A 24,623-nucleotide genomic window follows, 5' to 3' on the forward strand; every position below is an offset into this window, starting at 1 on the left:
AAAAATTGACAGGGGGGCGATGTGGTTCCTTTTTCGAAGATCGTGCCGATCGCATTTTGGATTTGCTTCCTGGCGCTCGGCTTCGTGACCAGCCTCGGCGGTCCGAGCAAGCAGCCGGCGTCGCCGCGTGACGTTGTCGCCGAAACCGAGCCGAGAAGCGGCAGGGCTGCGGATTAATCCGCCGCCGCCGCGCATGCGCCGTCGCCGGCGTTTGCCCCGCCGACGAGATTTTCCCGCACGATCTTTTGCGCGCGCGCGCGCGCCTCTTCGAGGTCCTTGTCGAAGACTTCGGTTGCATATTCGCCGGCGGCCGTCTTCACGATGGACTCGTTCATCGTCTTGGGTTCGGCGCTCACATTAATCGAGGTGACCGTCGAAAGCCCCGGCCGCAATGGGGTTTTCTTCAACTCCTCGGGATCGATGGCGATGCGCACCGGCACCCGCTGCACGATGCGGATGAAATTGCCGGTGGCGTTGTCCGGGGGCAGGGTCGCGAAGACGCTGCCCGAGCCGGGCACGAGACCCTCGACCGTGCCATGGAACAGCGCGCTCGATCCGTAGAGATCGACCTTGATCAGCGCTGGCTGGCCGGGGCGAATCCGCTCCATGCGGTTTTCCCACAGATTGGCTTCGACCCAGAGGTGGTCGAGCGGCACGATATTCATGATCTGGTCGCCGGGGCGCACGCGCTGGCCGACCTGCACGCGCCGCTTGGCGACATAACCCGTCGCCGGAGCGCGAATGTTTTGGCGCAGATATTCAATATAGGCGTCATTGAAGCGCGCCTTGGCGAGTTCGATGTCCGGGTGTTTGACGAGCTCTACCCCGCCGACGCGCGATTCGATCGCCTGATATTCGGCGCGCGCCTCGCGCAGATCCGCTTCTTGCGCAGCGAGCGTATCCTCGGTGTTCTGCAGAATTTGTCCCGAAGCGGCGCCGCTCGTCGCGGCCTTGCGATACCGCGCGAGATCGTGGCGCGTCCGCTCGCGGACCGCGGCGCGCGCGCCGATCTTCTGACAGACCTGACGGCGGTTGGCGTAGAGCGCGCCGACATTGCGCACCGCGCGGGCAAGCTCGGCCTCGGCTTGGCCTAGCGCGGCCCGCGCACGTTGGGCGTCGAGCTGGATCAGCACGTCGCCTTTCTTGACGAGCTGCGTCTCCTCCGCGAGCACCTTGGCGACGACGCCCGTCGCGTCCGCCTGCACGGGAATGATGTTGCCGGAGACGAAGGCGTTGTCGGTCGTCACCCAGTCGCGGTCATAAGTGAACCAGCGAAAGGCCGTGACCAAAACCCCGATGCCGACGCCGACGGCCAGCGCCTTGAGCAGGAAAGCGCGCCGTGCGCGGATGGTCTTGCGCGACAGGGGCGGGGCGCTTCCAATCGCCCGCGGCGCGTCTGTCTCTTCTGAAGCCAAATTCAGCCTCCCCCGAGCGATTGCACGGCGTCGACGACCGGTGTGATCGGATCGGTCTCCGGCGCGGGTCTGGGCTCATAGGCCTGCGGTCCCGCGTCATAGCCGCCGCCGAGCGCCTGGAAAAGGTCCACCGTCGAGACGAATTTGTCGCCCTCGAGGCCGCGCTGGATAAAGACGGCGTCGAGCATGTCGGCGTATTCCTGCACATATTCGCGCCGGTCGCGCAGCCCGTCGCGCAGCCTGATGCGCGCCAGCTCGACTTCGGCGCGACGGGCCTTGATGAACCGCGACTGCGACTCGTATTCGGATTTGAAGCGTTTGAGATTGACCAGCGCGTCGGCGACCTGCTGCGCGGCCGTCAGAAGCGTCTCGTTATAGGTGTCCACGGCCTGATCGTAATCCGCCCGCTGCACTTCGAGATTTCCGGTCAGCTTGCCGCCCTGGAAGATCGGCAGATGCAGGCCGGGCGTGACGCTGTAGACCATGGCGCCCGGGTTAAAGAGGTAGCCGCCGAGCTTGGCGAATTGGGTCGACGTGACCGAGGCTTCGAGCCCCGCGGACACGGAAAGGTCGATTGAGGGCAGAAACAGCGCCTTGGCCGCATGAATGCGATCGGCCCAGGCCTCTGCACGCCGCAGCGCCGCCATCAGATCCGGGCGATGCGCAAGAAGCTCGATCGGCAGACGCTGGGGCAGCGCCGGCTGCACCGGGGCGACCTTCTTCCTGGCCTCGAAGAGGCCGCGCGCGACGTCCGGGCCTTCGCCCATCAGCCGGGCGAGGGCGTTCTCCTGAATGGAAATGGCCGCTGTCAGCGCCGCTTCGCGCCGCACCGCGGCTTCCTCGTTGCTGCGGGCGATCTGGACGAAGTCGAGCGCCTCGATGCCGGTCGCGTAGCGCGTCTCGGCGAGCTGGCGCAGTTCGCGCCGCAGGCCGGTCAGCTCATTTGCGAGCTTGAGCTGTTCGGCGAGCACGAATCCACGCAGATAGGCCCGCGCGACGCTCGTCGTGAGCAGCAGCCGGGTCTGCTCCAATTCGCCCGCCTGCGCCAGCGCGTCGCCGATGGCGGCGTCGAGCAAGGCGCGGTTCTTGCCCCAGAAATCCAGCTCCCATTTCGCCGAAATGGGGTTGAGGAAAGCCGCCGATTTCTCGAGCCCGCCCTGGCGGGGATTGAGCCCGGCCGCGACGCCGCGCTCGGCGTAGCGATATTGCTTGTAGGTGAGATCGGCCTCGACATAGGGCGTTAAACGCGAACTCGCGATGTCGACGGCGGCCTCGGCCTCTTTGAGCGTGTCGGCGGCTTTGCGCAGGTTCTGATTGTCGATGAGCGCCTTTTCCATGATGCGGTCGAGGTCCGCGCTGCGGAAGGCCCGCCACCACTGCTGGCCGGGCCAGCCTTTTTCGCTGCTGACGCTTTTCACGCCGGAGGCCGCGATGGTGCGGCTCATGGAGGGGACCTCCATGAATTCCGCGCGCTGGTCCTGGGCGGTCGGCATGCAGCCGGCGAGCGCGAGCGCCAGCGGCGCGGCGGCAAGGGCCCCGCGCCGCGCCAACGGGCGTCGTGGTTGATAAAGTCGCATGCGCGCGCGCATCAGTGGTCCGCCGTCACGGCCGCTCTGCTCTCGATCTTCGTTTTGGCCGTCGCTTGCGCGGCATAGGCCGAAGGCTCCTTTTTGAGCCGGGCGAACCAGACCAGGACGCCCAACAGGAACATGATACAGGCGCCGAGAAGGAAGGCGTCGTTTAAGGCGAGAATGCCCGCCTGCTGGCGGATCAATCGCGCAATCTGCCGGCGGGCGACCGATTCGGACATGCCCAGCGACTGTAATTGTTGGGTCAGGGCGGAGAGCGTGTCCAGAGACGCGTAACGCCGGCCGCCGAGATATTCCGACAAATTGAGTTGATGCCATGGCGTGCGGCGAAAATAAACCACGCTTTGAAAGGCGATGCCGATGGCGCCGCCGACGAGGCGAAACAGCAGAAACTCCTCGGCGGCGCGTTTGTAGGTCTTGCCGGTGAGCCCATAGGTCGCGAGCGTCGACGTCGGGGCTGAGAGCGCGGCGACGCAAAAGCCGAGGAAAATGACCGGGATGACCAGCGCGTCGAACGAGGCGTGCTTGTCGAAGAGGCCGAGCCAGGTCAACACCACCGATGAACACATGCACATGAGGCAAATGACGAGCCGAACGTCGATCTTCTTGGAGATTTCATACATGACCGCCGCCAGCGGCAGGCCGGCGATCATCATGGTCAGATAGACGTGGCCGGCGATCGACGATGTGTAGCCGAGCAGGATCTGCATCTGTACGGAAAGAAGCGACATCAGCCCCTGAATGGTCAGGAAGCCGAAGAAGCCCGAAAGCACTCCCATGGCGTAACTCGACCGCGCGAACAGGCGCACGTCGATGATCGGATGACGCTCGCCCCATTCCCAGACGACGAAAGCCGGAATTGCGACGGCGACGAGAATAGCGTCCGCCGACAAAAGCGACGAGTCGAGCCAGTCGAAGTCGTTGCCCAGACTGAAGATCATCTGCACGCAGATCAATATGACGGCGAGCAGCGCAAAGCCGACGGCGTCGAAACGCACGATCTTGCGCTCGTAGCTGCGGCCATAGAGCAGCGCGCCGACAGTGGCCGAGATCAGAAAGCCGATTGTCGCATTGGCGTAAAAGAGCCAGCGCCAGGAAAAATATTCGGCCCAGAAGCCACCCAGAAAAACGGCGAGCGTATAGGGCAGAATGCCGAGCGCGGCCCAATAGCCGAGGCCGATCCGGTATTGCTTCTCGGGCAGTTCGCCGAGCGCCGCCGCCTGGCTGACGACGGCGAGGAAGCCGCCGAAGACGCCAAAGACGAAACGCGTCGGCGCATACATGAAGACCGAAAAGCTCGAGACGCAGATCAGCGAGGTGATCGCGTAGCCGAGATAGCCAAGAGTGAGAACGCGATAGTCGCCGTAACGGCCCGAGAGGATGCGCGCCAACGGCACGCCGAGCGCGACGCCGATGAGGTAGAAGGTCGTTCCCCAGGCGGCGTAACTCGGCGTTACGCCCTCGAGCGAGCCCGCCGAATAGGGGGTGAGGACGCTGTGGCCCGAGACATTGGACAAGACGTCGACATATCCCACGCCGAGCGCGAGGAGGAGCAGCAGAAGCCTGCCGCCGGTCAGCCGGTCGAATGAGGCCGTCATGGCGCCGCTGAAAGCCTGCGCACCGTCTCAGGCGCAGCAAAGCGGCCCCCGCCCGACGACATAGCGCTGGATTGCTCGGCCGGCTTCGTCTCCTCCCAAAGGCGAAGCGCGCGGAATGTCAGGCCAGAGAGTGACTTCGGGACAAGCGTCTGGGCCATGCGTTCAACGTAAATTCCGTGCGACTTTCCCGAACATAGAGAGAGGCTTTGCCGAGGGGAAATAGCCAGAACAAATATGATCGAGAGGTTTTACGGATGCGCCACGCGCGCAGGAGACGCCGCAGGCGGCGCGAAGAACCGGGAAGCGTCGGCGGATTGATGAGACGCGAGACCACTTTCGCCTGCTGGGCGATACAGGATACATGCAGCTCTCGGACCTCTCGACGCTTCCCGTCCCGTCATTTGCCAGTGTGGGGGTCGGGAGGCAAAGCAAATTTTATTATCCAGACGTTGCGCTATTTTAAAAATAGAATATTTCTGTGCAAAGCATAGGTATTTCCGATGGGCTCAGCATGGACCGGCTCAATTACCAGCATCTCTTCTACTTCTGGAACGTGGCTCGCGAAGGCAGCGTGACGCGGGCCAGCGAGAAGTTGCGACTGGCGCAGCCGACGATCAGTGGCCAGCTCGCGGTCTTCGAGGACGCGATCGGCGCGCAGCTCCTGCGAAAGGAAGGCCGCAAACTGACGCTTACCGAAAAAGGCCGCACGGTCTATCACTATGCGGATGAAATTTTCGCTTTAGGGCGCGAACTCACCAATACGCTGAAGGGCCATGCCGGGGCCATGGGCATGAGATTGAGCGTCGGCATCGCCGATGCGCTGCCAAAACTCATCGTCTATCGCTTGATCGAGCCGGCGCTCAACCAGGAGCAGCAGACTCAAATTGTTTGCCATGAGGACAAGGTCGAGCGGCTGCTCGCGGAACTCACGCTGCATGGCGTCGATCTCGTGCTGGCCGACACGCCGGCGACCACCGCAATCGGCGGGCGCGTCTTCAATCATTTGCTCGGGGAGTGCGGCGTGGCCGTCTTCTCCGCGCCGCAGCTTGCCGCCCGATATTGCGAAAACTTCCCGAATTCGCTCGAGGGCGCGCCTTTCCTGTTCCCGACGCCTGCCACGGCGCTGCGCCGGTCGCTCGATCTGTGGTTCGAGCAGAGGCGCATTGCGCCCGCAGTACGGGCGGAGATCGAGGACAGCGCGTTGTTGAAAACGTTCGCCGCAGCCGGCGCAGGGCTTTTCGTCGCGCCCGTCGCCGTCACGGAGGCGATCGAGCGTCAATATGGCGTGGTGAATATTGGCGAGCTCGACGGGGTGACGGAAAGTTTCTACGCGATCACCCTGCGCCGAAAAGTGGATCATCCGGCGATCACGACCATATTGGACAACGCGCGGGACTGGCTCGTCACCCCTTAGCGCTTCACCCGGGTGACATGGCCCATCTTGCGGCCAGGGCGCGACTCCGTCTTGCCATAGAGGTGCAGGCAGGCGCCGTCTTCGCGGAGAATGTCGGCCCATCTGTCGACGTCGGCGCCGATGAGATTTTGCATCGTCACCTGCCGCCCATGGCGGGTCGTGGCGCCGAGCGGCATGCCCGCAACGGCGCGCATATGCTGCTCGAATTGCGAGGTCACGGCGCCGTCGAGCGTCCAGTGCCCGGAATTATGCACGCGCGGCGCAATTTCATTGACGACGAGCCGCTCCCCGGACCCGTCGGCGACGACGAACATCTCCACCGCGATGACGCCAACGTAATCGGCGGCTTCGGCAATCTTCCGGGCCATCTCGACCGCCGCGCGCGCCGTCGCCTCGCTCATCGCGGCGGGCGCGGTCGTCACAGCGAGAATATGACGCTCGTGCACATTCTCGCAGACGTCATAGGCGCGAAACTCTCCGTCTAGCCCGCGCGCGGCCACGACCGAAACCTCCTTGGAGAAAGGCACGAAGCCTTCGAGAATGCAGGGTGCGCCGCCGAGCGCGGCGAAGGCCTCGGCGAGATCGACCCCCTCGCGGATTTGCGTCTGGCCCTTGCCGTCATAGCCGAACCGGCGCGTCTTGAGGATCGAGGGCCGTCCGAGCCGCGCCACGGCGCGCGCCAGGCTCTCAGCGTCCGTCACATCGGCGAAATCGGCGGTCGCGACGCCCAGCCCGCGCACGAATTCCTTCTCGATCAGCCGGTCCTGGGTGAGCGCGAGAACCTTCGGATTGGGTCGCACGGGCCGATGCGCTTCCAGAACTTCCGCGGTGCGGGCAGGAACATTCTCGAACTCGTACGTCACGACGTCGACCGACTCGGCGAAAGCGGCGAGGGCCGCCTCGTCGAGAAAATCCGCTTTCGTATGGGCCGCGCAGACGTCGAAGGCCGGATCGTCGGCAACAGGGGAGAAAACATGTGACTTCAGCCCCAGCCGCGCGCCGGCCAGCGCCAGCATGCGCGCGAGCTGCCCGCCGCCGAGAATGCCGATGGTTGCGCCGGGTTTCAGCATGGTCACGCCTCGTCGCGCGGCGTCTCCGCCACGCTCTCCGTCTGTTGCTTGCGAAAGGCCGCGAGTCGCGCCGCGAGCGCCTTGTCCGAACGCGCGAGAATGCTCGCGGCCAAGATCGCCGCGTTGATCGCCCCCGCTTTGCCGATGGCCAGCGTCCCGACCGGCACGCCGCCCGGCATCTGCACGATCGACAACAGCGAATCCATCCCCTTGAGCGCGGCGGATTCGATCGGCACGCCGAGCACCGGCAGATTGGTCATGGAGGCCGTCATGCCGGGCAGATGCGCCGCCCCGCCGGCCCCGGCGATGATCACGTCGAAGCCCTCGGACTCCGCCCCCTTGGCGAAGGCCACGAGCCGGTCGGGCGTGCGATGGGCCGAGACGATCCGCGCCGCGCAGCCGACCTCGAGCGCGGCCAGCGTCTCGACGGCGTGGCGCATGGTCGCCCAGTCGGACTGCGACCCCATAATGACCGCGACAGGGGTTTTCGGCTTCGCCACTTGATATCCATCGGCTCGAGCGTGGGAAGCCATGCCGCATAGACGAAGGGGGGGCGGGATGCAATAGCCGCGCAGCCCCATCGGGCAGGGGTTGCAAACAGCCAGACGCGCCCCCCGACTGGGATCGGGAGGCGCGCGCTTCAACGACAGAGAGGGAAGGGGGCTTGGCCTCTGGCGCAGCCGCAGCCCGACTTATTCGGTCAGGAGAGCGACCCCGTCCTTGCCGAGCAGACGATGGACGTTCAGCAGGAGCTGCAGCACCACGCCAAAGACGCCGAGCGCCATCCAGCCGAAGAAGACGAAGCCCCAGTGCAGCGGCGCAACGAACAGCTCCTCCATGAACCAGAAGGTATGACCCCATTCATTGAGGCCGACGTTCGGGATGATCATGAAGGGGCCGATCGAGACGATCAGATAGGCGAGCGAATAGCCCTTGGAGAAATAGGGAATGCGCGTCTTCGCGTGGAAGAAGCACCCCACCGCCAGGATCGAGTAGATCGGATAGCTCATGTAGAACTCGATGATATGCGACGGGGTGAAATCCGTGTCGCGGATCACCGTCATATGCCAGGTGCCGTCCTGCTCGGTGAAGAAGGACGCGCCCCAGTAGATCGCCGCCGCATAGCAGACGAGCCATTTCACATTGTCCACGATGGCGCGCATTTCCTGACGCGGGGTCACGGTCGACATGTCGCGCACGCGGGTCTTCCAGAGATAGCCGGCGAGCGCCAGGCCCGAGATGAGCTCCAGTGGAATCTCCGACCAGAGGATCGACATCCAATAGGTCTGGAACTCCGGCGCGAAGGAATCGAGGCCGGCGCGCCAGCCGTAGATCTGCTCGTAGATGCGCACGATCAGGTAGAAGCCGTTGAGCAGGGCGAGCCCGATCCACATGCCCCTGAGATCGACGATGGGTTTGTCGACCGCGACGGCGCCTGCCGCCGTATGTGCTGATACGCTCATTTTGTATCCCTTTCATTTTGACCGCGACGCCAGAACGTCGCCAGCCACGGCGAGGATAAAGAGCGCTGCGCGCTTGCAAGCCTGGCGGATTTGCCATTACTGTGGCAAAGTCAGACAATGGTATTGCCAATTTCAAGGCAATTTCTGCCACGAGGGCCGCCATGGATATCGCCATTCTGGGCTACGACGACTGCTTGGGCCTCGGCTTCATCGGCGCGGCGGACCTTCTGCTCCTCTCGCGCCGCATGTTGAAAAAGAAGGATGCGCCAGAGCCGTATCGGGTTGTGACGGTCAGCTATGACGGCGCGCCCTTTCGCGACGGGTTCGGGCGCAGCCATGCCGTCGACGCCTCCTTCGCGTCCCTCGACAACTGCGCGGCGGTGATCGTGCCGCCCTTCTTCTGTGACGGCGAGCACATCATGCCGCCGACGCCGGCGATCAGCGCCGCCGCAGGGTGGCTGAGGCGCCAGCACGCGCTCGGGGCCATTCTGGCCGCGTCCTGCAACGGGGTTTTTCTCCTCGGCGAAGCGGGGCTTCTCGACGGGCGCCGCTGCACGACGACCTGGTGGCGGCACGACGAATTGAAGACCCGCTATCCGCGCGCCGACGCCGCGCGGGGCGCGTCCCTGATCGAGGATGGGCGGGTCGTCACGGCTGGCGGGCCGATGTCATGGATCGACCTCTCCTTCAACGTCATCCGGGCGCTGTGCGGTCCCGAGGCGGCCAAGAAGGCGGCCGACTTCACCGTCGTCGACACTGTTCCGGCGACGCAGACGATCTACATCCCGCCCGGCTATCTGACGGCCTCGAATTCTTTCCTCTTGGAGGCGGAACATGTCGTGCGGGGCGCGGGCGACGGCGCGCTCACCTCGGCGCAGCTCGCGCGGGCGCTCGGCCTTTCCGAACGGACGTTGCACCGCAGATTGAAGGACGCGACGGGAGAAACCCCCAAGCATTTCATCGACCGGGTGCGCTTCGAGGCGGCGCGCATGCTGCTCGAAACCACGAACAGCTCGGTCAAGCAATTGGCCTCGGCCTCCGGCTATGCGGACGAGACGAGTTTCAGGCGGGCGTTTCGGCGCTATGCCGGCATGACGCCCGGCGCCTATCGCTCCTGGTCGCAAGCGCGGCGCGGCGTGAAGGCCTGAAGCCGACTGTCAGGCCAGCGCGTCGCGCAGCACGAGCGCCAGATGTCGGGCGGGGCGGCCGCCGCCGTGTTCGATCTGGTGGCGGCAAGAGAAGCCATTGGCGATCACCGGCGTGTCGGGCGCCGCCGCGCGGACGGCGGGCAACAGCGAGAGTTCCGCCATCTGCATGGAGGCGTCGTAATGCTCCGCCTCGAGTCCGAAACTGCCGGCCATGCCGCAGCAGCTCGACTCCACCACATCGAAGGAGAAGCCCGGAATCCAGCTCAAGACCTTGCGGGTCGCCTTCATCACGCCGAAGGCCTTCTGGTGGCAATGGCCGTGCACCAGCGCCTTGGGAAGGTCGAGAGGCTTCAGCGCGAGGCGCAGGCCCTTGTTCTGATGCTCGCGGGCGAGGAACTCCTCGAAAAGATAGAGCTGCTTACCGAGTTCCCCGACCTGCGGGCCAAGCCCGAGACTGTAAAGTTCGTCGCGCAGCGATAAGAGGCACGAGGGTTCGAGCCCGATGATCGGCGTGCGGGCGGCGATGGCGTCCTGGAAGGCGGCGAGCACGCGCTTGGCCTCGCCGCGCGCCTTTTCCACCATGCCGGTCGTCAGATAGGTGCGCCCGCAGCAGAGCGGCCGGTCGGGCTCGGCGTCGGTCGGCGCGGGCTTGGCGATGCGCACGCTGTAGCCCGCGTGGAGCAGCACCTCCGTCGCCGCTTCGGCGACGTCGGGCTCGAAATGGTGGCAGAACGTGTCGACGAACAGGATGACCTCGCCGCGTGCTCCCGTTGCGCCAGTCGTCGGCGCGGTTGGCGCGAAGGGCTTCTTCGGCAATTCGGGCAGGGGACGGCTGGCGGTGACGCCGAGCCATGTCTCCGCGAGCCTCGCAAGCGGGCGGAAACGATTGCGCAGGCGGATCGCGAGGCGCAACACGTCACGATGGCGTCCCGTCAATTCCGGCACGCCGCCGAAAAGGCGCGTGCGCAGCGGGACGCCTCTGATCTCGTGGCGCTGGGCGAGATATTCGGTCTTGATCAGCGTCATGTCGACGGCGCTGGGGCATTCCTTCTTGCAGGCTTTGCAGGAGACGCAGAGATCCATCGCTTCATCGAGCCGCGGGTCCGCGAAAGCGCGCGCGTCGGCGCCGTCATTCAAGGCCGCCTTGAAGGCCGCGACCCGGGCCTCGGTCGAATGCGCGCGATCCCCGGTGATGCGATAGCTCGGGCACATCACGCCCTTGCCGGTTTTCTGACAATCCCGACTGTGCATGCAGACCGCCACAGCCTTGGCGTAATTGCCGCCCGTCGCGGGGATGCCGGAATAAGCGTCGCCCACGCCGTAGGTGTCGTAAGCCGACCAATCGAGGAAGGTTTTCATGCGCGCCTGATCTCCGCCCGCGGCGAAGCAAAATCTGCGCCCTCTTATCCTTCCTCTTCGATCGCGATCTGAGCGATCTTGACCGCCCCGCCGTTGAAGCGGGCGGCGACATAGTGCCCGACGGCGACGGCTGCGACGCAGAGCAGCACAGAGGCAGCCACGTTGATCGCGGCCCGAATGACCGCGCCGCTGCGCAGGAAGTCCAGCGTCTGCAAGCTGAAGGAGGAGAAAGTGGTGAAGCCGCCGCAGAGCCCGATCATCACGAACAGGCGGAGATCCTCCGACACGGGGAAGCGTCCCTCCGAGAGGGTGAGCGTCCCGAAAAAGCCGATGACGAGGGAGCCTGTCACATTAACGAGGATCGTTCCGAGCGGCAGCGTCTCGCTGATCGGAAGCATCCACAGCGCCAGCGCGTAGCGCGCCAACGCGCCCAGGGCGCCGCCGAGCATGATCAGGAGACAGGTGACAAGCGACATCCGCGCCTCGCAAGGAGAGGGTGAAACCTCTTGCGCCCTCGCCCCGTTCGACCGGCGGGCCGGATCTGCGCGGATTTTCATCGCGGCGACGTCTGGCTCGCGCTAGAACCGCCTCTCCTCTCCTATTCTCTGAAGCAGACTTTTGGCCTATGGACGAGCAATTGACCCAAGCCGTCGCCACGCTGGCGGTGGCGATGATCGTCGCCATTGCGGCGCGGCGCGTAAAGCTTCCCTATACGGTCGGCCTCGTGATCGTCGGCGCCGTCTTGACGCTGTCAAGGCCCGACTTCGGCCCGCATCTGACGCATGAGGTCATCTTCGATCTCATCTTGCCGCCGCTCCTCTTCGAGGCCGCCCTGTCGCTTTCCTGGCGGGAGCTCTTGCGCGACTCTCTGCCGCTGCTGACGCTCGCCGGTCTTGGCACCGTGATCTCGGCGGCTTTCGTCGCCTGGGCCAGCGTAGCGCTGCTGCATTGGCCCTTGCCGTCCGCCCTCGTCTTCGGCGCGCTGATTGCGGCGACCGATCCCGTGGCCATCATCGCCATGTTCAAGGACAATGGCGTGAAGGGGCGGCTGCGGCTCCTGGTCGAAAGCGAGAGTCTGCTCAACGACGGCGCCGCCGCCGTGCTGTTCGTGATGGCGCTGGCCTGGGCCGAGGGCCACGGCGCCGGCGAGGGGGCCGGAGATATTGCGCTGACCTTGGGGCGCATCGTGCTGGGCGGGGTCGCCGTCGGCGCGCTCACCGGGGGCGCCGCGATCCTCATCGCCATGGGCACCGCCGAGCATATGATCGAGGCGGCGCTCACGACCATCGCCGCCTTCGGTTCGTTCCTGATCGCCGAGCGCCTTCATGTCTCGGGCGTGCTCGCCACGGTGACGGCGGGGCTAATTATGGGCAATCTCGGCCTCTTGCGGGAGGACAATCGCAGCTATCTCTCCTACAAGGGGCGCGAATTCGTGCACGGCTTCTGGGAGTTCGCGGCCTTCCTGGCGAACTCCATGGTTTTTCTCATGATCGGCGTCGACGTCGCCTCGACTCCGTTCCTGAATTACGGAGCACCCCTCATCCTTTCGGTGATCGCCATCGTGCTCGCCGCCCGCGCGCTGACCGTCTACCCGCTGAGCGCGCTGTTCCTGTTCTCGCGCTGGCGGATCAGCTTCCCCGAGCAGCATGTGCTGTGGTGGGGCGGATTGCGCGGGGCGCTTGGCCTCGCGCTCGCGCTGTCCCTTCCGGACACGCTGCCGCTGCGCGACATGATCGTCGTATCGACCTTTGCGGTCGTCGCCTTCTCCATCGTCGTGCAGGGCCTCACCATGCCGCTGCTGCTGCGCGCGCTGGGCTTCATGCCCGGCCCCGTTCAGTGACGGAAGAGAAAGAACCGTAAGATCGTCAGCGTCGACGCGACGCTGGCAACGCCGAGCAGCGCTCTCACGACCAAAAATGTGCGAGCGCCCTCCGCCGCCGCGCCGGCGTGTCTGTGGCCGGCGATCCTTCCCAGACGGGTCTCGAAGCGATCGGCGGAACCCCCCGGCGGGCGGCGACGCGGGCCAGGCGCATTGTTGAAGCCGGAGTGGAGCGAAAGGTTGAAACTCGGCATGGCTGTTTCCCGCTTTTGAACCGGAGCGAGGCCGCTCTGTCCCGGATGGGGACATTCGGACCGCTCTCGGTCACAGGCTTCAAGCCGCGTGCCGTCAGGCGATGATGTCGGGGGTAATCTGGTCTTCGAGGAAGACGATGCGGTCGCGCAGAACGAGTTTGCGCTTTTTCAGCCGCTGGATTTGCAGTTGGTCCGGCGCGCCGACGGCGATGAGCGCCTCGATCGCCGCCTCGAGATCGTGATGCTCCAGCCTCAGACGCTCCACTTCGGCGCGGATGGCGTCCTGATCGGCCTCGCTGGGATTGTCGTTCATGCCGCAACTACCGCCGAAGGCGTCCAGAATCAGTGTCTCGATTATCGCGCCGGGGCCCAGCCTGGTTCAAGCGGAAAACGCCTCAGCTCGAAGCAAAGCCATAGGCTTCGCGCATGTCTGCAATCTCCGTGAGCTTCCTCGTCAGCGCCGACCAGTCGTCCGCCTCGGCGATCGGGCTCCAGATCGCCTCGACCTCGTCGATGAGCATGGAGCAGGGCGCGGACCGGCGGAAATAGGGGTGATCCAGCCGCGCGTCGGCGGCGGTCTCATGCTCGGCGAAGGCGTCGCGCACGGGGACGAATTCCGGCGTCTCATAGAAGGCGGCGGAGGCGCTGGCCCTGGCGCGCCCGGCGCTGGCGAGGCCGCCGCGCCAGTCGAAGAAGGCCTGTTCGAAGGGGGCCCGGGTCGACATGAGAAAATCGGTGAAGGCCTTGGACAGGCGGGCGTCGGCCTCTTCACCAGCCGAGACGAGGCCCAGGCGGCGGAGCAGGACGACGCGAAACGCCTTCTGGATGGCGACGGCGAAGCCGTCCAGCGTCCGCTGCGCCGCCTCCAGTCCCGTCAAATGCAGCAGGCATTCGGCGAGCCGCGCGAGGTTCCAGGCCAGCGCGCTTGGCTGGCGACCGAAGGCGTAGAGGCCGCTCTCGTCGAAATAGGCGGCGGTGAATTGCGGATCATAAGTGGGCGCGAAGCGCCAGGGGCCGTAATCGAAACTCTCGCCGGTGACGTTGATGTTATCCGAATTGAGCACCCCATGGACGAAGCCCGCCGCCATGTAGCCGGCGCCGAGCCGCGCCACGCGCTGGGCGACCTCCTCGAGAAAGGCGCGCGCCCGCTCCGGCGGCGGGAGGGGGCCGAGCGCGGGGAAGTAATGACGACAGACATACTCGAGCAGCCGGTCGATCGCCGCCTTGTCGTCATGGAAGGCAAGGCGCTGGAAGGTGCCGATGCGAATATGCGAATGCGACAGGCGCACCATCACGCTCGAGCGCGTCGGCGAGGGCTCGTCGCCGCGGAGCAGCGCCTCGCCCGTCTCGATCAGGCTGAAGGTCTTGGAGGTGTCGACGCCGAGCGCCTCCAGCATTTCCGTCGCCAAAATTTCGCGAACGCCGCCCTTCAGGGTGAGCCGTCCGTCGCCGCGCCGCGACCAGGGAGTCTGGCCGCTGCCCTTGGTGCCGAGGTCCAGCAGCCGTCCATCGGCGGAGTCGCGCAGCTGGGCGAAGAGAAAGCCGCGGCCGTCGCCGAGTTCCGGATTGTAAACGCGAAACTGGTGGCCGTGGTAGCGCAGGGCGAGCGGCTGGGGCAGACTGCCCGGCAGCGGCTCGAAGCGCCCGAAATGCGCAATCCATTCGGGGTCGGTCAGGCCGTCGAGGCCGACGCGCGCCGCCCAGCGCTGGTTTCGGTAGCGCAGCAGGGTCTTGGGGAATTGGGCGGCTTCAACCCGGTCGAAGAAGGGGTCGCCCAGGCTCTCGTGAAGAGTCTCTGGACAATAGTTCTCGGTGAGAGGCATGGGAGGGTCTCGTAGGGGCGTCGTGGCCCGCGAGCAAGGGGCGCGCCAAAAAATTAAGGCGGAGGGACCCCTCCGCCTATATCGAGATACCCTTATCCTGAGAGGCTGCGAGAGCGGGAACGCCCGCTAATGGCGCGTTTCGCTAATCTCCAGCTTGGCCAATTCGTCTTTGATCTGCAGCTTTTTTCGCTTCAATTCGATGATCTTCGCGTCGTCGGCGTTTGGATGCAGCTGCTCTTTTTCGATTTCCTTTTCGAGCGCCTCGTGGCGGCGTTGGAGTTCGACGATATGACCCTGTAAGGACATGCGGAACCTCCTCTTTAGCCCCCCTCCTGCGAGGGGCGGCACGGTCAAGCATGACACATCCGGAGCCGCCTGCAAGGCATGAATTGTCGCGGGCGTCACAAAACTTTCGCTGCGGCGCCACAGACGCTTAACAATTGGTGAGCCCGCCTTGGACGAGACGGGCTGGAAGCCGCTCTCGGGCGCCCCGTCGGCCGAATGATTTTTCATCACAAAGGCGCTTGCGCCCCGCCGCGTCCGCCACTATACACACGCCACCCGAACCGCCGCCGAGGCGGACCCCGGCAGGGGGCGCGTAGCTCAGCGGGAGAGCACTACGTTGACATCGTAGGGGTCACAGGTTCAATCCCTGTCGCGCCCACCATCAGCAATCAAAATGCACCGCCATCTGAACGCAAGCTCGCTCGTCGAAGCGCGAGTCTGTTGCGCGCCATCGCGCCGCTTCGTCTACGAGACACAAAAAACCCGGCGACGGGCGCCGGGTTAGTTTGGAGATAAGGAACCAGTTGCTGACGCTGGTCAAAAGCAGAACCGTCGAGCATCAGGATTGTTCCACCCGGAGGCGAGAAAAACAGATCCCATCCGCTCACAGGCGACCGCCTCAGCGAGTCTCGCAGACGGTTACGGTTTTCATGCCAGTCTCGGCTTCCACGCGGCTCGGATAGCCGTGGGGGCCGACCACAACCATGCTTTCAGTCGTCGGCCTCCTTTCCACCACCGAGCACCGTTTCGTGCGTGGGTCCTGCACGACATACCATTCGTCGACCGGCTGGGCCGAGGCCGAAAAAGAGACCGCCAAAGCCGCCGTCGCGGCAATGATCATCAGACACTTACGGAACACGACCAATCCTCCCTGTTCCCCGATCGAAAAACCGCCCGGGGCGTTTCCCTGTTCCGGGGTCGAAGAGGAACGTTTTCGCGTCGATCGCCATAATCGAGATGGGGGTGACGTCGTTTCCCTACCGCGCGCATGGCGTTCTGAGCCGGGGCGTTGGCGTTTCTGTCAGCGGCGTCCAGTCGTCCCACTAGACCAAAAATTAGACCTTCGCGAGCGCGGCTCTATGTCGTTCTTGGCTCCAATTTGGAGAAAGGCCATGAACGCATCGCTGGAAATCGTAGAGTGGTGCCGCCAGGAGCGGCAGCGGGCGCGAAAGCTGATCGTCTCGCTGGAAACGGGGCGGTGCCGGCTTGGAGAGGACCGCGGCCATGGGTGGGCGGACGTCACCGCTGCGACGCTCTCCCGTTTGAAGCTCCATCTGGAAGAGCTCGACGATATGCTGGAGCAGTATGAAGCCGAGCGCTCCCGCGGGTCGGGCTCGCAATCCTCGGACGAAAGACGCGCGAGCTGATCAGCGCGCCGGGAGGGGCGGGACCCGCTCCGGCGCCCCAGCGCCGGCCCTGGCGTAGCCGGCGATCGACGCGGCTGCGTTAGACAGCGGGTCCGCGCTGACCCGAACCGACCCGGAGTCCGGCCGGTCGATGTCCTGAATGAGCAGGATCACCGCGGCGACGACGATCGTGACGAGATAGACCGGAAGCCGCCAGCGCTTCCGCTCCAGGCCGCTCGCATATCCCGTGAAGCCGATGGCGAGGGCGGCCATGCCGTAGAGCGCAACGATGATGACGTGCGGCACCCGGTGGCGGAAGGCGGTGAGCCGGCCTTCGTGGGCGTCGACCATGTCGTTGAGCGCCTGAATATAGAGCCCCGTCGGAACCATGGCGTTGTCCCTGGCCGCCGCGGCCCGGACAACGCGCCAAAGGCGCTCCTGCAGCTCATTCGATCGCGCTATCGCGGCCTCGGTGGGCGTCGACGCGACATTCGCGGCGTCGGATCGTATGGCGACATAGTCCCGCAGCAGGTCGAGACTCTCGGCGGCATAGGGGGAAGGCAGAAGCCGCGCGCGGAGGGCGGCCGTGCCGATGGCGTTGGCCTCCTTGAGGGTCGCCGCGCGCCGCTCGTCGAAGCGCGTGACGGCCATGGCGAAGGAGAAGCTCAGCATCAGCGCGAGAAGGCCCAGGATCGAGGCTTCGAGCGTGGCGATGTTGGCTTCCCGCCGACTGCCCAGGGCAAGCCAGTGGCCGGTTTCAGAAGCAATCCCGAAGAGCGCGACGCTCAGCAAAAAGATGGCCCAAAGCGGCGCGTCTTCGAACATGTCTCTATGCCCCAACCTCTATGGCCGGAACTTTATCGCCGCGCAGCCAACGCCGCCATGACCAGGCTACTCGACGCTCGTGAGGTCGAGAAACATGTGCACTTTTACAGCGATGTTGATGACGGCCAGCCCGAGGCCCATAAAGATCGCCACAAACACGGCCCAGAAACGCGGATCGGAATGCATAGGCGTTCTCCCCCACGCCGCAGGCGGAAGGATGCCCGCCCGATCAGCGCCAGACAAGGGGAATTTCGGCCCTCCAGGAGAGAGACGGCCGATCGGTCGCCCCGGCGGAAGCCGGACCTCCCGCTACGCTGAGAGTCGAAAACAGGCCTTGGTTTCGAACCGCGTTCCAAGAACCATCGCGAGCCCATTGCAAAAGGGCCGCAAGTCATCATTTTGCAGGGCAGGGGAAGAAAGCGCGCCTGCGCGGCAGGCGAGGCGCGGTCCGGCGCATGGGGGGCCCACGCGCCGGACCTGACCACTCGAAACGGGCAGAGAATCGAGCGGCTTGAGCTTGACTATAACGAGGGACCTTGCGCGTACCAAGCGTCAACCTTCCGTTAAGGTTTAGGATAAGGTGGAATTGGACATGGAATCATGACGTTGCTTGGCGCTACATCCTTGATTGCGCTGCCACTTTGTTCGCTTGGCGCAGATTTGCCGCAGATCGTCGTAGGGTTCCGGGCGGCCGCGCCGGCTTCTGCAAGGGCCGCGTATGGCGGCCGGTAGACTGTTAGGATCGGGCGTGAAGACCATCCCCGTTTCCCTCTTGTTGTGCGGCCTAATCGCGCTCGCGCCCGTCGCGTGGGGCAAAATTCGTTTGCCCTCGGGGGCGACCCAATCCGCCGCCGCCGACAACGCCGTGGCCGGGCCGCGTCGGGTTCCCGCCCGCGTCCTTCCTGTGCCGGGCGACGTGAGCAAGCAATTGCAGGCCCTCATCCGCGCGCCTTATCCCGCAAATGTGCTGACGCCGCCGCCGAATACAAATGAAGCGTGGGCGGCGCTAGACAAGCAATTCAATATGGATTGGTCTAAGACGCTCGCCGACTTGCGCAAGTCGCTCAAGGTCAGCGTCGAGCCGGCGACAATTGCGGGCGTGAAGGCCTATATCGTGACGCCCGCCGCTTTGCCCTCCAGCAACCGCAATCGGCTGCTCGTTCATCTGCATGGCGGCGGTTTTGTCGCGGGCGGCGGCGAAGCGGCGACCACGGAAGCGATCGTGATGGCCGGGATCGGCGGCTTCCGGGTCATTTCAATCGATTATCGCATGCCGCCGCAGGCGCCGTTTCCAGCTGCTCTGGACGACGCGCTGACCGTCTGGGAGGCCCTCGCGCAGACGGTGAAGCCGCAGAACATGGCGATCTTCGGGGCGTCGGCCGGGGGCGGGCTGGCGCTCGCGACGGTCTTGCGCGCCAAGGACGAGGGCCTGCCGCTGCCGGCGGCGGTGGCCGCGTTGACGCCCTGGTCGGACCTCAACAAGGTGGGCGACAGCTATTACGCCAACGAATATGTCGACAACATGCTGGTGACGTGGGACGGATGGCTTGCCGCCTCGGCGCAGCTCTACGCCAACGGCCACGACCTGAAGGATCCCTATCTTTCGCCTGTTTATGGCGATTTCAAAAACTTCCCGCCGACGATCCTGACCGCTGGGACCCGCGATCTGTTCTTATCCAATACCGTGCGCGTCCATCGTAATATGCGCCGCGCCGGCGTCTTCGCCGATCTCAATGTCTATGAAGGCATGAGCCACGGACAATTCGCCGGCCCGGATGTGCCTGAGTCCCGCGAGATCTTCGAAGAAATCGCGCGCTTTTTCGACGCGCGGCTGGGGCAGTGACCTCCGACCGGTCAGCCGTACATCCAGCCGACGAGCACAGCCCCGATGAAGAAGCCGATGAAGCCGATAAGAACAACTCTGAAAAGCCCGTCGGGCATTGGCCCTCTCCCTCTCAGCAAAACGGCCCGTCGCTCCATCCGCGCTCGGGCCGCTCGTTCCGGCGACCCTGAAGGCTCGCCCGTTTTGCAGAAATAGGGAGTCGCGCGGCGGCTGACAAGCAGCCTGCGACGCGCTTGCTGGATCGGGGCTTCAGTGGCCGCCATGCGCTGGCCACGCCCGGGTCAATCTCGGGCCGCCGCCTTGAGCTCGAGCTGCGACGGCTTCTCGGACTGCGCAACGACCGCCTCGTCGGCCTGGAGGGCCTTTACTGCGCGCGAGGCGTGTTCGACGCGATGCTTGGCGGGAGCGCCGACGCTCGTGACAAAGCCGAGGGCGAGAAAGCCGACCCAGAAGGCCGTCGGCACGATTTTCGATTTTGCGAGCGACACTGTCCCCTCCCCGGCGTTTGTTCGGGTTCTTATGTGGTTCGCAGCTTTTCGCAGGACGGCGGCTTTGGAAAGCGCCAGCCGCGCGCCTGTTGGTGGAGCCAGTGGGGGGATTAGCGATTTTTTGACGATTTCGCGCATTCAGCCGTTGGTTGCGCTTTTTGGTCGCGGTCTTTGCGGTTGTGGTTCCACTGGAACCATGCGTCGTGGCTCTATGCGGTTGCGTTAGGCCGCCTTAACCCTGCAGTCACGGCAGTCCAGATCGCTTGCGTTAACCATGGACGAACAAAGCACATGATGAGCATCGCCACACTCGGTCGTACGTCTCCGGTCATCAGAAGCGGCCATGTGCAGCTGTCGATCATCTTGAGAGAGTCAGAGAAATCGACGCTGCAGACGCAGATTTTCGATCAGATCCGCACCATGATTCTCAACGGCCAGCTGCGCGGCGACGATCCCTTGCCAACCACGCGCGAATTGAGCGTGCAGCTTGGCGTCTCCCGCAACACGGCCGTGCTCGCCTATGAGCGGCTGATCGCCGAAGGCTATATTCGCACCAAGCCCTATGTCGGCACCTTTGTGTCGCCCGATCTTCCCGACACGGCGTTCCTCTCCGCCGGCGAGACGACGGCGACGCCCCCGCCGATGCAGGTGACGGACGGGTCAGGCGCCGGCGAGGAGGCGCCGCATCTGCGCACGCATCGGCTCGCGGACCCGAACCGCCGCCGGCTCGCCGCGGATTTCTGGGTCGGCCGTCCCGACGCCCGCACTTTCCCGATGAAGGCGTGGTCGCAACACATCAAGGCGCGGCTCAAGTCCGCAGGATCCAAGTTGACGAGTTACAGCGATCCTGCGGGCCTGCTCGAGCTGCGTCAGGCCATCGCCAAACATCTTGCGCCCGCGCGCGGCGTGGTTTGCGATCCGGAACAGATCATCATTGTCGGCGGCTGCCAGGATGGTTTCAATCTCGTCGGGCGGCTTCTTGTGCATCCGGGCTCCACGGCCGTCGTCGAGAGCCCCTGCTATCAGGGCGCGGCTTTCGTTTTGGAAAGTCTCGGCGCCAAGCTGCATCCCGTGCCGATCGACAGGGACGGGCTCGACGTCACGCAATTGCCGCATGTGAACGGCGCGGTCGCTTATGTCACGCCCTCGCATCAATATCCGGTCGGCGTGACGATGAGCCTGCAGCGGCGCATCGAGCTTCTGTCCTGGGCGACGCAATATGACGCCTACATCATGGAGGACGACTACGACAGCGACTTCCGCTTCGTGGGCTCGCCGCTGACGGCGCTCAAAGGTCTCGATCGCAACGAGCGCGTCATCTATCTCGGCACCTTCTCCAAATGCATGGGGCCGGGGCTGCGGCTCGGCTATGTGGTGGCGCCGCGCCGCCTCGTCGAGAGCTTCCGCCGCATGAAAATGTTGATGAACAACGGCCAGAGCTGGCTGGAGCAGGCGGCCATGGCGGATTTCATGGCGAGCGGCGAGTTCGGCCGCCATCTGCGCCGCATCCGCCAGCTTTATCGCGAGCGCCGCGACGCGCTGCTCGGCGCTTTGCACAAGCATTTCGGCGAATGCGAAGTCTATGGCGAGCAGGCCGGCATGCATCTCGTCTGGAAATTGCCGGAGGGCTTTCCCAGCGCCGAGGAGGTCGAGGCGAAGGGCCTGGCCGCTGGCGTCGGCGTCTGTTCGCTCGCGACGGGCTCCGCTCTGCGCTTCGATAAGAACGACGGGGCCGACCGTTTGCTGATGCTGGGCTTCGTCGCGCTCTCCGAGAAGGAGATCGAGGACGGCATTGCGCGGCTCGCAGGGGCGTTGAAGGGGTAAGGCGGACCCGTCCGCAGCTTGAAGGCGAAGACCCTTCCGCAAGAAGGGTCGCCCCTGTCCCATTGACGGGGGGAGGGCGGCCGGCGCCCGGTGGGGTTCGCCGGAGCGTTAATTCAAACCGCCATCCTGCTTCAAACGGTAAACCCACCAGCCCTTGTGCTGATAGACGAGCTCCAGTTTTTCCAACTGCATCGGATTCGAGGTCGAGAAGGGCAGGAGCTTCGCCAGCAGCGTGTCGCTGTCGCCCTTCCGCTGAAAATAATGCAGCCTTGTCGCGCCGCCGATCGGCTCGACCGCGAAGCCGCCGTCGATCTTCTGTTCCCGCATCCACTGCGTCGCCGTTTTGATGACGCCATGCGATACGCCGGCGGAGGGGAAATCCTTATAAGCGACCGATAGGCGCTCCGGTCGCGCGGCGGCCGCCTTCCAAACATCGGAAATATGCACGGCGACATAGGCCGGCCTGCCTTGCGCCAGCTTCGAGAGCGCCGCGGCGCCCTGCCGCTCGTCGGAAAGAAGCGCGTCGATGAATTGACCGAAGCTCTCAGCCGCCTGCGGCGCCGCTCCGGCGCCCCAGCGCTGGCGTTCGGCGGCGGCGCCTTCCGTCCATGATCGCGGAATGAGAAGACCCCTCGCTTGCGGATCGTCGAGCGGCGCATCCTTCTTGGCCGCGGCGCGAATGCCGCGCGAGAGATCCCACCAGGCGAGCACGACGGCGCCCTCGGGCACATGCGCGGCGATCGCAGTCAACACTTTCGTGGCGTCCGAGGCGGAGACGTCGGCGAAGAGGATCGGCTCGGTCACTTCGTTGCGCCAAACGATCGGAGCCAGCCGTTCGCCATCACGCGCTACGAGACCTTGTGCGACGGGGCGGCGCTCTTCGGGGCTCGTGATCTCGATGCGTTGCAGCGCTGCGGGAGGCAGGTTGAGAACCCCGATTTCTTTCGCGTCTTCCGTCGGGGCAGGGGCGAGGGTCAAGGCGTAATGCGAAGCCGGCCGCAAGGCGGAATAGCCGGCCCAGCCGAGGAGGCCGAGGCCCGCGACGAGCAGCGCCGCGCCAATGATGTTCCTCATAACCCCCTTCCCAACCCTGCACCGCCTCGCGGGAGACGGAGCAGAGCGTGGCCTTTTCTAGCAACGTAGATCGCAAGCGTTCCCTCTCCCGCGTCAGCGGGGGAGGGACAGAGAGGGGGCAAAGTCACGCCTTCTTCCGATCGCGCTTCATGAGCAGGCCGCCGCCGACGAGCATGGCGAGCACGCCCAGACCCGCGGCCCAGGCGCGGCGCGCCGGCGAGTCGAGATCATAAAGCTCGCCATGCTTCGTCCCGGAGATGCGCTTGAGTTCGGCGCGGATCGCCGCCGCCTCGCGCAGACGCGTGTCCTCGTCATTGATGCGCGCGGCGCTCTTGATGAGCTGCGACCAGCCTTCGGAATAGGTGTAGCCGCCGGGGTTCATATGGGCGAGCGCCTTATAGTGCTTGATCTGATGGTGCTCCCACATCTCGGCGAATTCATACTCCACAGCCGACGGGTTGTTGCCCTTCTGCCAGAACAGCTGGAAGAAGCCGCCGGCCTCGTCTTTCTCCGGCGCCGGCGGCGCGGGGCGGTTGGTCGTCTGGCCGGGCAGCAGCTTGTCGTTGAAGAGCTTCACGAGGACGCTGCGCGATTTCTCGGTGATCTCGAGGCCCGAAATCACGCCCTTGTCCATGCCGTCGAGATAGGCGCGCGCGAAACTGTCGGAGTGACAGTTGGAGCAGGTGGAGACCCAGGACTCCTTGCGCTGCGTAAACCAGGGATGGTTCAGATTGTCGGCGATCTTGGGCATCGGCATGAAGGCCCAGCGCGCCTTGCGCACCATATTGTGCGTGAACTTGCCCTGATACTCCATGTGGCAGAACTGGCAGGTCGGGGCGTTCATATTGCCCTTCTCGAGCGCGTCGGCGAGGCGGGCGTTCCAGTCCCATTGATCGCCGCGCGCCTGATAGACCGTGCCGTGCTTCGAGAGCATATAGCCCTCGAATTCATTGTGATCGACGCCATTGTGGCATTGCGCGCAGGCCTGCGGCTTGCGGGCTTCGACGGCCGAGAACTCATGGCGCGTATGGCAAGAGTTGCAGGTCGTCTGCGGCGTGTGACAGAAGGTGCATCCTTCCGCGACTTCGCGCTGCTCCATCGCCGCCCAGATTGCGTTCTCGACATTGGCCTTGTAGGAGAGCGCGTGCGAGGGATGGCCGGGTTTCCACTGATCCTGCGGCCAGGTGAACGTGTCGCGTTCCGACTCGCGTTCGGCGAACTGCTGCACATGGCACTGCCCGCAAGCGGCCGCATCCGGCATTTTCAGTTCGGCCTTATGGCTTCCGTGATCCTTGCCGACGCCAATGTGGCAGTCGATGCAGCCCACCTCCTTCAAGTTTTCGCCGGCCTTGAGCGCGCCCATCGAGTGGAGGTTCGCCTCGACCTCCTTGATCATCTCTTTTTTATAGGCGCGCGAATCCGTGTCCGGCAGCTTGCGGATTTCGTCGAGATTGCCGTGGACGCTCTTTTGCCAGCTATGCGCCCAGCCGGGCGTCGTCTGCTGGTGACATTCGACGCATTGCGCGCGCGAGGCGTCGACGTCGATTGTCTGCGGCGGCTTGTAGAAGCTCTGGGGGTTTAGGTATTTCGATATCGGAATGGGCTCCCAATATTTGGAGAGCGAGCCCTTCCCGGCGCCTTGGGCCTCGTCGTGATAGCGCTTCTCCAGCGCGTCATAGAGTTCCTTGGGCGTGGCTGTTTTGGAGAGGCCCAGCGCCTTGTAGGTTTCGTCAGGCGTTTCCGCCAAGGCTGGCGCAAGCGCAGCCATGATCGCGCCGACAAGCGCAAAAAGGCCGACGCCAAAGCGACGGCGGATAACCGCTCCAAAATTCAACATATTCCCCTCGGCGCGCGAGAATCCCCCTGTGGCCGCATTGTCGAATAGCGGAGCATCCAGAGGGAAGGACCACAGCTTCGGGCGCAAATGGCGCCACTCGAGCTCCCGTCTTCCAGCGCTGCGCCGCTCGCCGCCAGCCGATTTGGAGA

The 24,623-nt window shown here is 64.7% G+C and carries 24 protein-coding genes and 1 tRNA gene; 8 read left to right on the forward strand and 17 right to left on the reverse strand.

Features of this window, described 5'->3' with window-relative positions; genetic code table 11:
• Window positions 1-21 precede the first annotated feature (21 nt).
• A complete protein-coding gene (locus ACETII_RS15745; protein ID WP_363347540.1) occupies window positions 22-177 on the forward strand; it encodes a hypothetical protein in 156 nt (51 codons plus the stop codon).
• On the opposite strand, the gene ACETII_RS15750 is transcribed toward ACETII_RS15745, so the two are convergent.
• From ACETII_RS15750 to ACETII_RS15760, 3 genes are read right to left on the reverse strand one after another with little or no spacing between them, the layout of a single operon-like run.
• A complete protein-coding gene (locus ACETII_RS15750) occupies window positions 174-1,415 on the reverse strand; it encodes an HlyD family efflux transporter periplasmic adaptor subunit (protein WP_363347542.1) in 1,242 nt (413 codons plus the stop codon). The genes ACETII_RS15745 and ACETII_RS15750 overlap by 4 nt on opposite strands.
• 2 nt (window positions 1,416-1,417) lie before the next feature.
• The gene (locus tag ACETII_RS15755; protein ID WP_472786122.1) at window positions 1,418-2,992 is read right to left on the reverse strand and encodes an efflux transporter outer membrane subunit; all 1,575 of its coding nucleotides are present in this window, start codon (window positions 2,990-2,992) and stop codon (window positions 1,418-1,420) included.
• An 11-nt stretch (window positions 2,993-3,003) separates the two neighbouring features.
• Window positions 3,004-4,602, reverse strand: a complete 1,599-nt coding sequence (locus tag ACETII_RS15760) for an MFS transporter (RefSeq protein WP_363347546.1) — start codon at window positions 4,600-4,602, stop codon at window positions 3,004-3,006.
• 478 nt (window positions 4,603-5,080) lie between these two features.
• Between ACETII_RS15760 and nhaR the strand changes: the two genes are divergently transcribed.
• Complete coding sequence (nhaR, locus tag ACETII_RS15765) at window positions 5,081-6,016, forward strand: transcriptional activator NhaR (protein ID WP_472786123.1); 936 nt, start codon at window positions 5,081-5,083, stop codon at window positions 6,014-6,016.
• Here the strand turns inward: nhaR and ACETII_RS15770 are convergent.
• The 3 genes from ACETII_RS15770 to amoC all read right to left on the reverse strand — a co-directional run bounded on the left by ACETII_RS15770 (window position 6,013) and on the right by amoC (window position 8,549).
• Complete coding sequence (locus ACETII_RS15770; protein WP_472786124.1) at window positions 6,013-7,086, reverse strand: 5-(carboxyamino)imidazole ribonucleotide synthase; 1,074 nt, start codon at window positions 7,084-7,086, stop codon at window positions 6,013-6,015. The genes nhaR and ACETII_RS15770 overlap by 4 nt on opposite strands.
• A gap of 2 nt (window positions 7,087-7,088) precedes the next feature.
• Window positions 7,089-7,553, reverse strand: coding sequence for a 5-(carboxyamino)imidazole ribonucleotide mutase (purE, locus tag ACETII_RS15775; protein ID WP_363351350.1), 465 nt, complete (start codon window positions 7,551-7,553; stop codon window positions 7,089-7,091).
• A gap of 225 nt (window positions 7,554-7,778) precedes the next feature.
• Complete coding sequence (gene amoC, locus ACETII_RS15780) at window positions 7,779-8,549, reverse strand: bacterial ammonia monooxygenase, subunit AmoC (RefSeq protein WP_472786125.1); 771 nt, start codon at window positions 8,547-8,549, stop codon at window positions 7,779-7,781.
• Between the two features lie 161 nt (window positions 8,550-8,710).
• Here amoC and ACETII_RS15785 point away from each other — a divergent pair, with 161 nt between their 5' ends.
• Window positions 8,711-9,697, forward strand: coding sequence for a GlxA family transcriptional regulator (locus ACETII_RS15785; RefSeq protein WP_472786126.1), 987 nt, complete (start codon window positions 8,711-8,713; stop codon window positions 9,695-9,697).
• 9 nt (window positions 9,698-9,706) lie between these two features.
• Here ACETII_RS15785 and ACETII_RS15790 read toward each other — a convergent pair whose 3' ends face one another.
• Both ACETII_RS15790 and crcB read right to left on the reverse strand, forming a co-directional pair.
• A complete protein-coding gene (locus ACETII_RS15790; protein WP_472786127.1) occupies window positions 9,707-11,056 on the reverse strand; it encodes a (Fe-S)-binding protein in 1,350 nt (449 codons plus the stop codon).
• A 44-nt stretch (window positions 11,057-11,100) separates the two neighbouring features.
• On the reverse strand, window positions 11,101-11,532 hold the full coding sequence (gene crcB, locus ACETII_RS15795; RefSeq protein WP_472786128.1) for a fluoride efflux transporter CrcB: 432 nt from the start codon (window positions 11,530-11,532) through the stop codon (window positions 11,101-11,103).
• Between the two features lie 161 nt (window positions 11,533-11,693).
• Between crcB and ACETII_RS15800 the strand changes: the two genes are divergently transcribed.
• On the forward strand, window positions 11,694-12,896 hold the full coding sequence (locus ACETII_RS15800) for a cation:proton antiporter (RefSeq protein WP_472786129.1): 1,203 nt from the start codon (window positions 11,694-11,696) through the stop codon (window positions 12,894-12,896).
• On the opposite strand, the gene ACETII_RS15805 is transcribed toward ACETII_RS15800, so the two are convergent.
• The 4 genes from ACETII_RS15805 to ACETII_RS15820 all read right to left on the reverse strand — a co-directional run bounded on the left by ACETII_RS15805 (window position 12,890) and on the right by ACETII_RS15820 (window position 15,258).
• Window positions 12,890-13,129 (reverse strand): hypothetical protein, encoded by a 240-nt coding sequence (locus ACETII_RS15805; protein ID WP_363347562.1) that lies wholly within the window; start codon window positions 13,127-13,129, stop codon window positions 12,890-12,892. The two genes, ACETII_RS15800 and ACETII_RS15805, sit on opposite strands and share 7 nt — an antisense overlap.
• Before the next feature lie 94 nt (window positions 13,130-13,223).
• On the reverse strand, window positions 13,224-13,442 hold the full coding sequence (locus ACETII_RS15810; RefSeq protein WP_363347564.1) for a YdcH family protein: 219 nt from the start codon (window positions 13,440-13,442) through the stop codon (window positions 13,224-13,226).
• 82 nt (window positions 13,443-13,524) lie between these two features.
• Entirely contained in the window at window positions 13,525-14,952 is a 1,428-nt protein-coding gene (locus ACETII_RS15815) for a protein adenylyltransferase SelO (protein WP_472786130.1), read from the reverse strand.
• 126 nt (window positions 14,953-15,078) lie between these two features.
• Entirely contained in the window at window positions 15,079-15,258 is a 180-nt protein-coding gene (locus tag ACETII_RS15820) for a YdcH family protein (protein ID WP_363351352.1), read from the reverse strand.
• 286 nt (window positions 15,259-15,544) lie between these two features.
• Here ACETII_RS15820 and ACETII_RS15825 point away from each other — a divergent pair.
• Window positions 15,545-15,619, forward strand: a tRNA-Val gene (locus ACETII_RS15825).
• A 237-nt stretch (window positions 15,620-15,856) separates the two neighbouring features.
• On the opposite strand, the gene ACETII_RS15830 is transcribed toward ACETII_RS15825, so the two are convergent.
• Complete coding sequence (locus tag ACETII_RS15830) at window positions 15,857-16,096, reverse strand: hypothetical protein (protein WP_363347570.1); 240 nt, start codon at window positions 16,094-16,096, stop codon at window positions 15,857-15,859.
• A 253-nt stretch (window positions 16,097-16,349) separates the two neighbouring features.
• Here ACETII_RS15830 and ACETII_RS15835 point away from each other — a divergent pair, with 253 nt between their 5' ends.
• Window positions 16,350-16,604, forward strand: a complete 255-nt coding sequence (locus ACETII_RS15835) for a hypothetical protein (protein ID WP_472786131.1) — start codon at window positions 16,350-16,352, stop codon at window positions 16,602-16,604.
• On the opposite strand, the gene ACETII_RS15840 is transcribed toward ACETII_RS15835, so the two are convergent.
• A complete protein-coding gene (locus ACETII_RS15840; protein ID WP_472786132.1) occupies window positions 16,605-17,408 on the reverse strand; it encodes a bestrophin-like domain in 804 nt (267 codons plus the stop codon). It abuts the gene before it with no gap.
• A 748-nt stretch (window positions 17,409-18,156) separates the two neighbouring features.
• On the opposite strand from ACETII_RS15840, the gene ACETII_RS15845 reads away from it, so the two are divergent.
• Window positions 18,157-19,251 carry an alpha/beta hydrolase gene (locus ACETII_RS15845; RefSeq protein ID WP_472786133.1) on the forward strand — a complete coding sequence of 365 codons (1,095 nt, stop codon included), beginning with the start codon at window positions 18,157-18,159 and terminating at the stop codon, window positions 19,249-19,251.
• A 281-nt stretch (window positions 19,252-19,532) separates the two neighbouring features.
• Here ACETII_RS15845 and ACETII_RS15850 read toward each other — a convergent pair whose 3' ends face one another.
• Window positions 19,533-19,739 (reverse strand): hypothetical protein, encoded by a 207-nt coding sequence (locus ACETII_RS15850; RefSeq protein WP_363347578.1) that lies wholly within the window; start codon window positions 19,737-19,739, stop codon window positions 19,533-19,535.
• A gap of 294 nt (window positions 19,740-20,033) precedes the next feature.
• Between ACETII_RS15850 and pdxR the strand changes: the two genes are divergently transcribed.
• A complete protein-coding gene (gene pdxR / locus ACETII_RS15855) occupies window positions 20,034-21,563 on the forward strand; it encodes a MocR-like pyridoxine biosynthesis transcription factor PdxR (protein WP_363347580.1) in 1,530 nt (509 codons plus the stop codon).
• A gap of 108 nt (window positions 21,564-21,671) precedes the next feature.
• On the opposite strand, the gene haoB is transcribed toward pdxR, so the two are convergent.
• Window positions 21,672-22,637 carry a hydroxylamine oxidation protein HaoB gene (gene haoB / locus ACETII_RS15860; RefSeq protein WP_472786134.1) on the reverse strand — a complete coding sequence of 322 codons (966 nt, stop codon included), beginning with the start codon at window positions 22,635-22,637 and terminating at the stop codon, window positions 21,672-21,674.
• Between the two features lie 124 nt (window positions 22,638-22,761).
• Complete coding sequence (locus tag ACETII_RS15865) at window positions 22,762-24,474, reverse strand: multiheme c-type cytochrome (RefSeq protein ID WP_472786135.1); 1,713 nt, start codon at window positions 24,472-24,474, stop codon at window positions 22,762-22,764.
• Window positions 24,475-24,623: the final 149 nt, after the last annotated feature.

The organism is Methylocystis sp. NC52PC, assembly GCF_055698645.1.

Bases quoted from the DNA above. Each gene is read 5' to 3' on its own strand.
- ACETII_RS15805 (WP_363347562.1), bottom strand. From the start codon at position 13,129: ATGCCGAGTTTCAACCTTTCGCTCCACTCCGGCTTCAACAATGCGCCT.
- ACETII_RS15760 (WP_363347546.1), bottom strand. From the start codon at position 4,602: ATGACGGCCTCATTCGACCGGCTGACCGGCGGCAGGCTTCTGCTGCTC.
- ACETII_RS15785 (WP_472786126.1), top strand. From the start codon at position 8,711: ATGGATATCGCCATTCTGGGCTACGACGACTGCTTGGGCCTCGGCTTC.
- pdxR (WP_363347580.1), top strand. From the start codon at position 20,034: ATGAGCATCGCCACACTCGGTCGTACGTCTCCGGTCATCAGAAGCGGC.
- ACETII_RS15790 (WP_472786127.1), bottom strand. From the start codon at position 11,056: ATGAAAACCTTCCTCGATTGGTCGGCTTACGACACCTACGGCGTGGGC.
- ACETII_RS15840 (WP_472786132.1), bottom strand. From the start codon at position 17,408: ATGTTCGAAGACGCGCCGCTTTGGGCCATCTTTTTGCTGAGCGTCGCG.
- ACETII_RS15810 (WP_363347564.1), bottom strand. From the start codon at position 13,442: ATGAACGACAATCCCAGCGAGGCCGATCAGGACGCCATCCGCGCCGAA.
- haoB (WP_472786134.1), bottom strand. From the start codon at position 22,637: ATGAGGAACATCATTGGCGCGGCGCTGCTCGTCGCGGGCCTCGGCCTC.
- crcB (WP_472786128.1), bottom strand. From the start codon at position 11,532: ATGTCGCTTGTCACCTGTCTCCTGATCATGCTCGGCGGCGCCCTGGGC.
- ACETII_RS15820 (WP_363351352.1), bottom strand. From the start codon at position 15,258: ATGTCCTTACAGGGTCATATCGTCGAACTCCAACGCCGCCACGAGGCG.
- ACETII_RS15755 (WP_472786122.1), bottom strand. From the start codon at position 2,992: ATGCGACTTTATCAACCACGACGCCCGTTGGCGCGGCGCGGGGCCCTT.
- ACETII_RS15770 (WP_472786124.1), bottom strand. From the start codon at position 7,086: ATGCTGAAACCCGGCGCAACCATCGGCATTCTCGGCGGCGGGCAGCTC.
- ACETII_RS15865 (WP_472786135.1), bottom strand. From the start codon at position 24,474: ATGTTGAATTTTGGAGCGGTTATCCGCCGTCGCTTTGGCGTCGGCCTT.
- purE (WP_363351350.1), bottom strand. From the start codon at position 7,553: ATGGGGTCGCAGTCCGACTGGGCGACCATGCGCCACGCCGTCGAGACG.
- ACETII_RS15835 (WP_472786131.1), top strand. From the start codon at position 16,350: ATGAACGCATCGCTGGAAATCGTAGAGTGGTGCCGCCAGGAGCGGCAG.
- ACETII_RS15815 (WP_472786130.1), bottom strand. From the start codon at position 14,952: ATGCCTCTCACCGAGAACTATTGTCCAGAGACTCTTCACGAGAGCCTG.
- amoC (WP_472786125.1), bottom strand. From the start codon at position 8,549: ATGAGCGTATCAGCACATACGGCGGCAGGCGCCGTCGCGGTCGACAAA.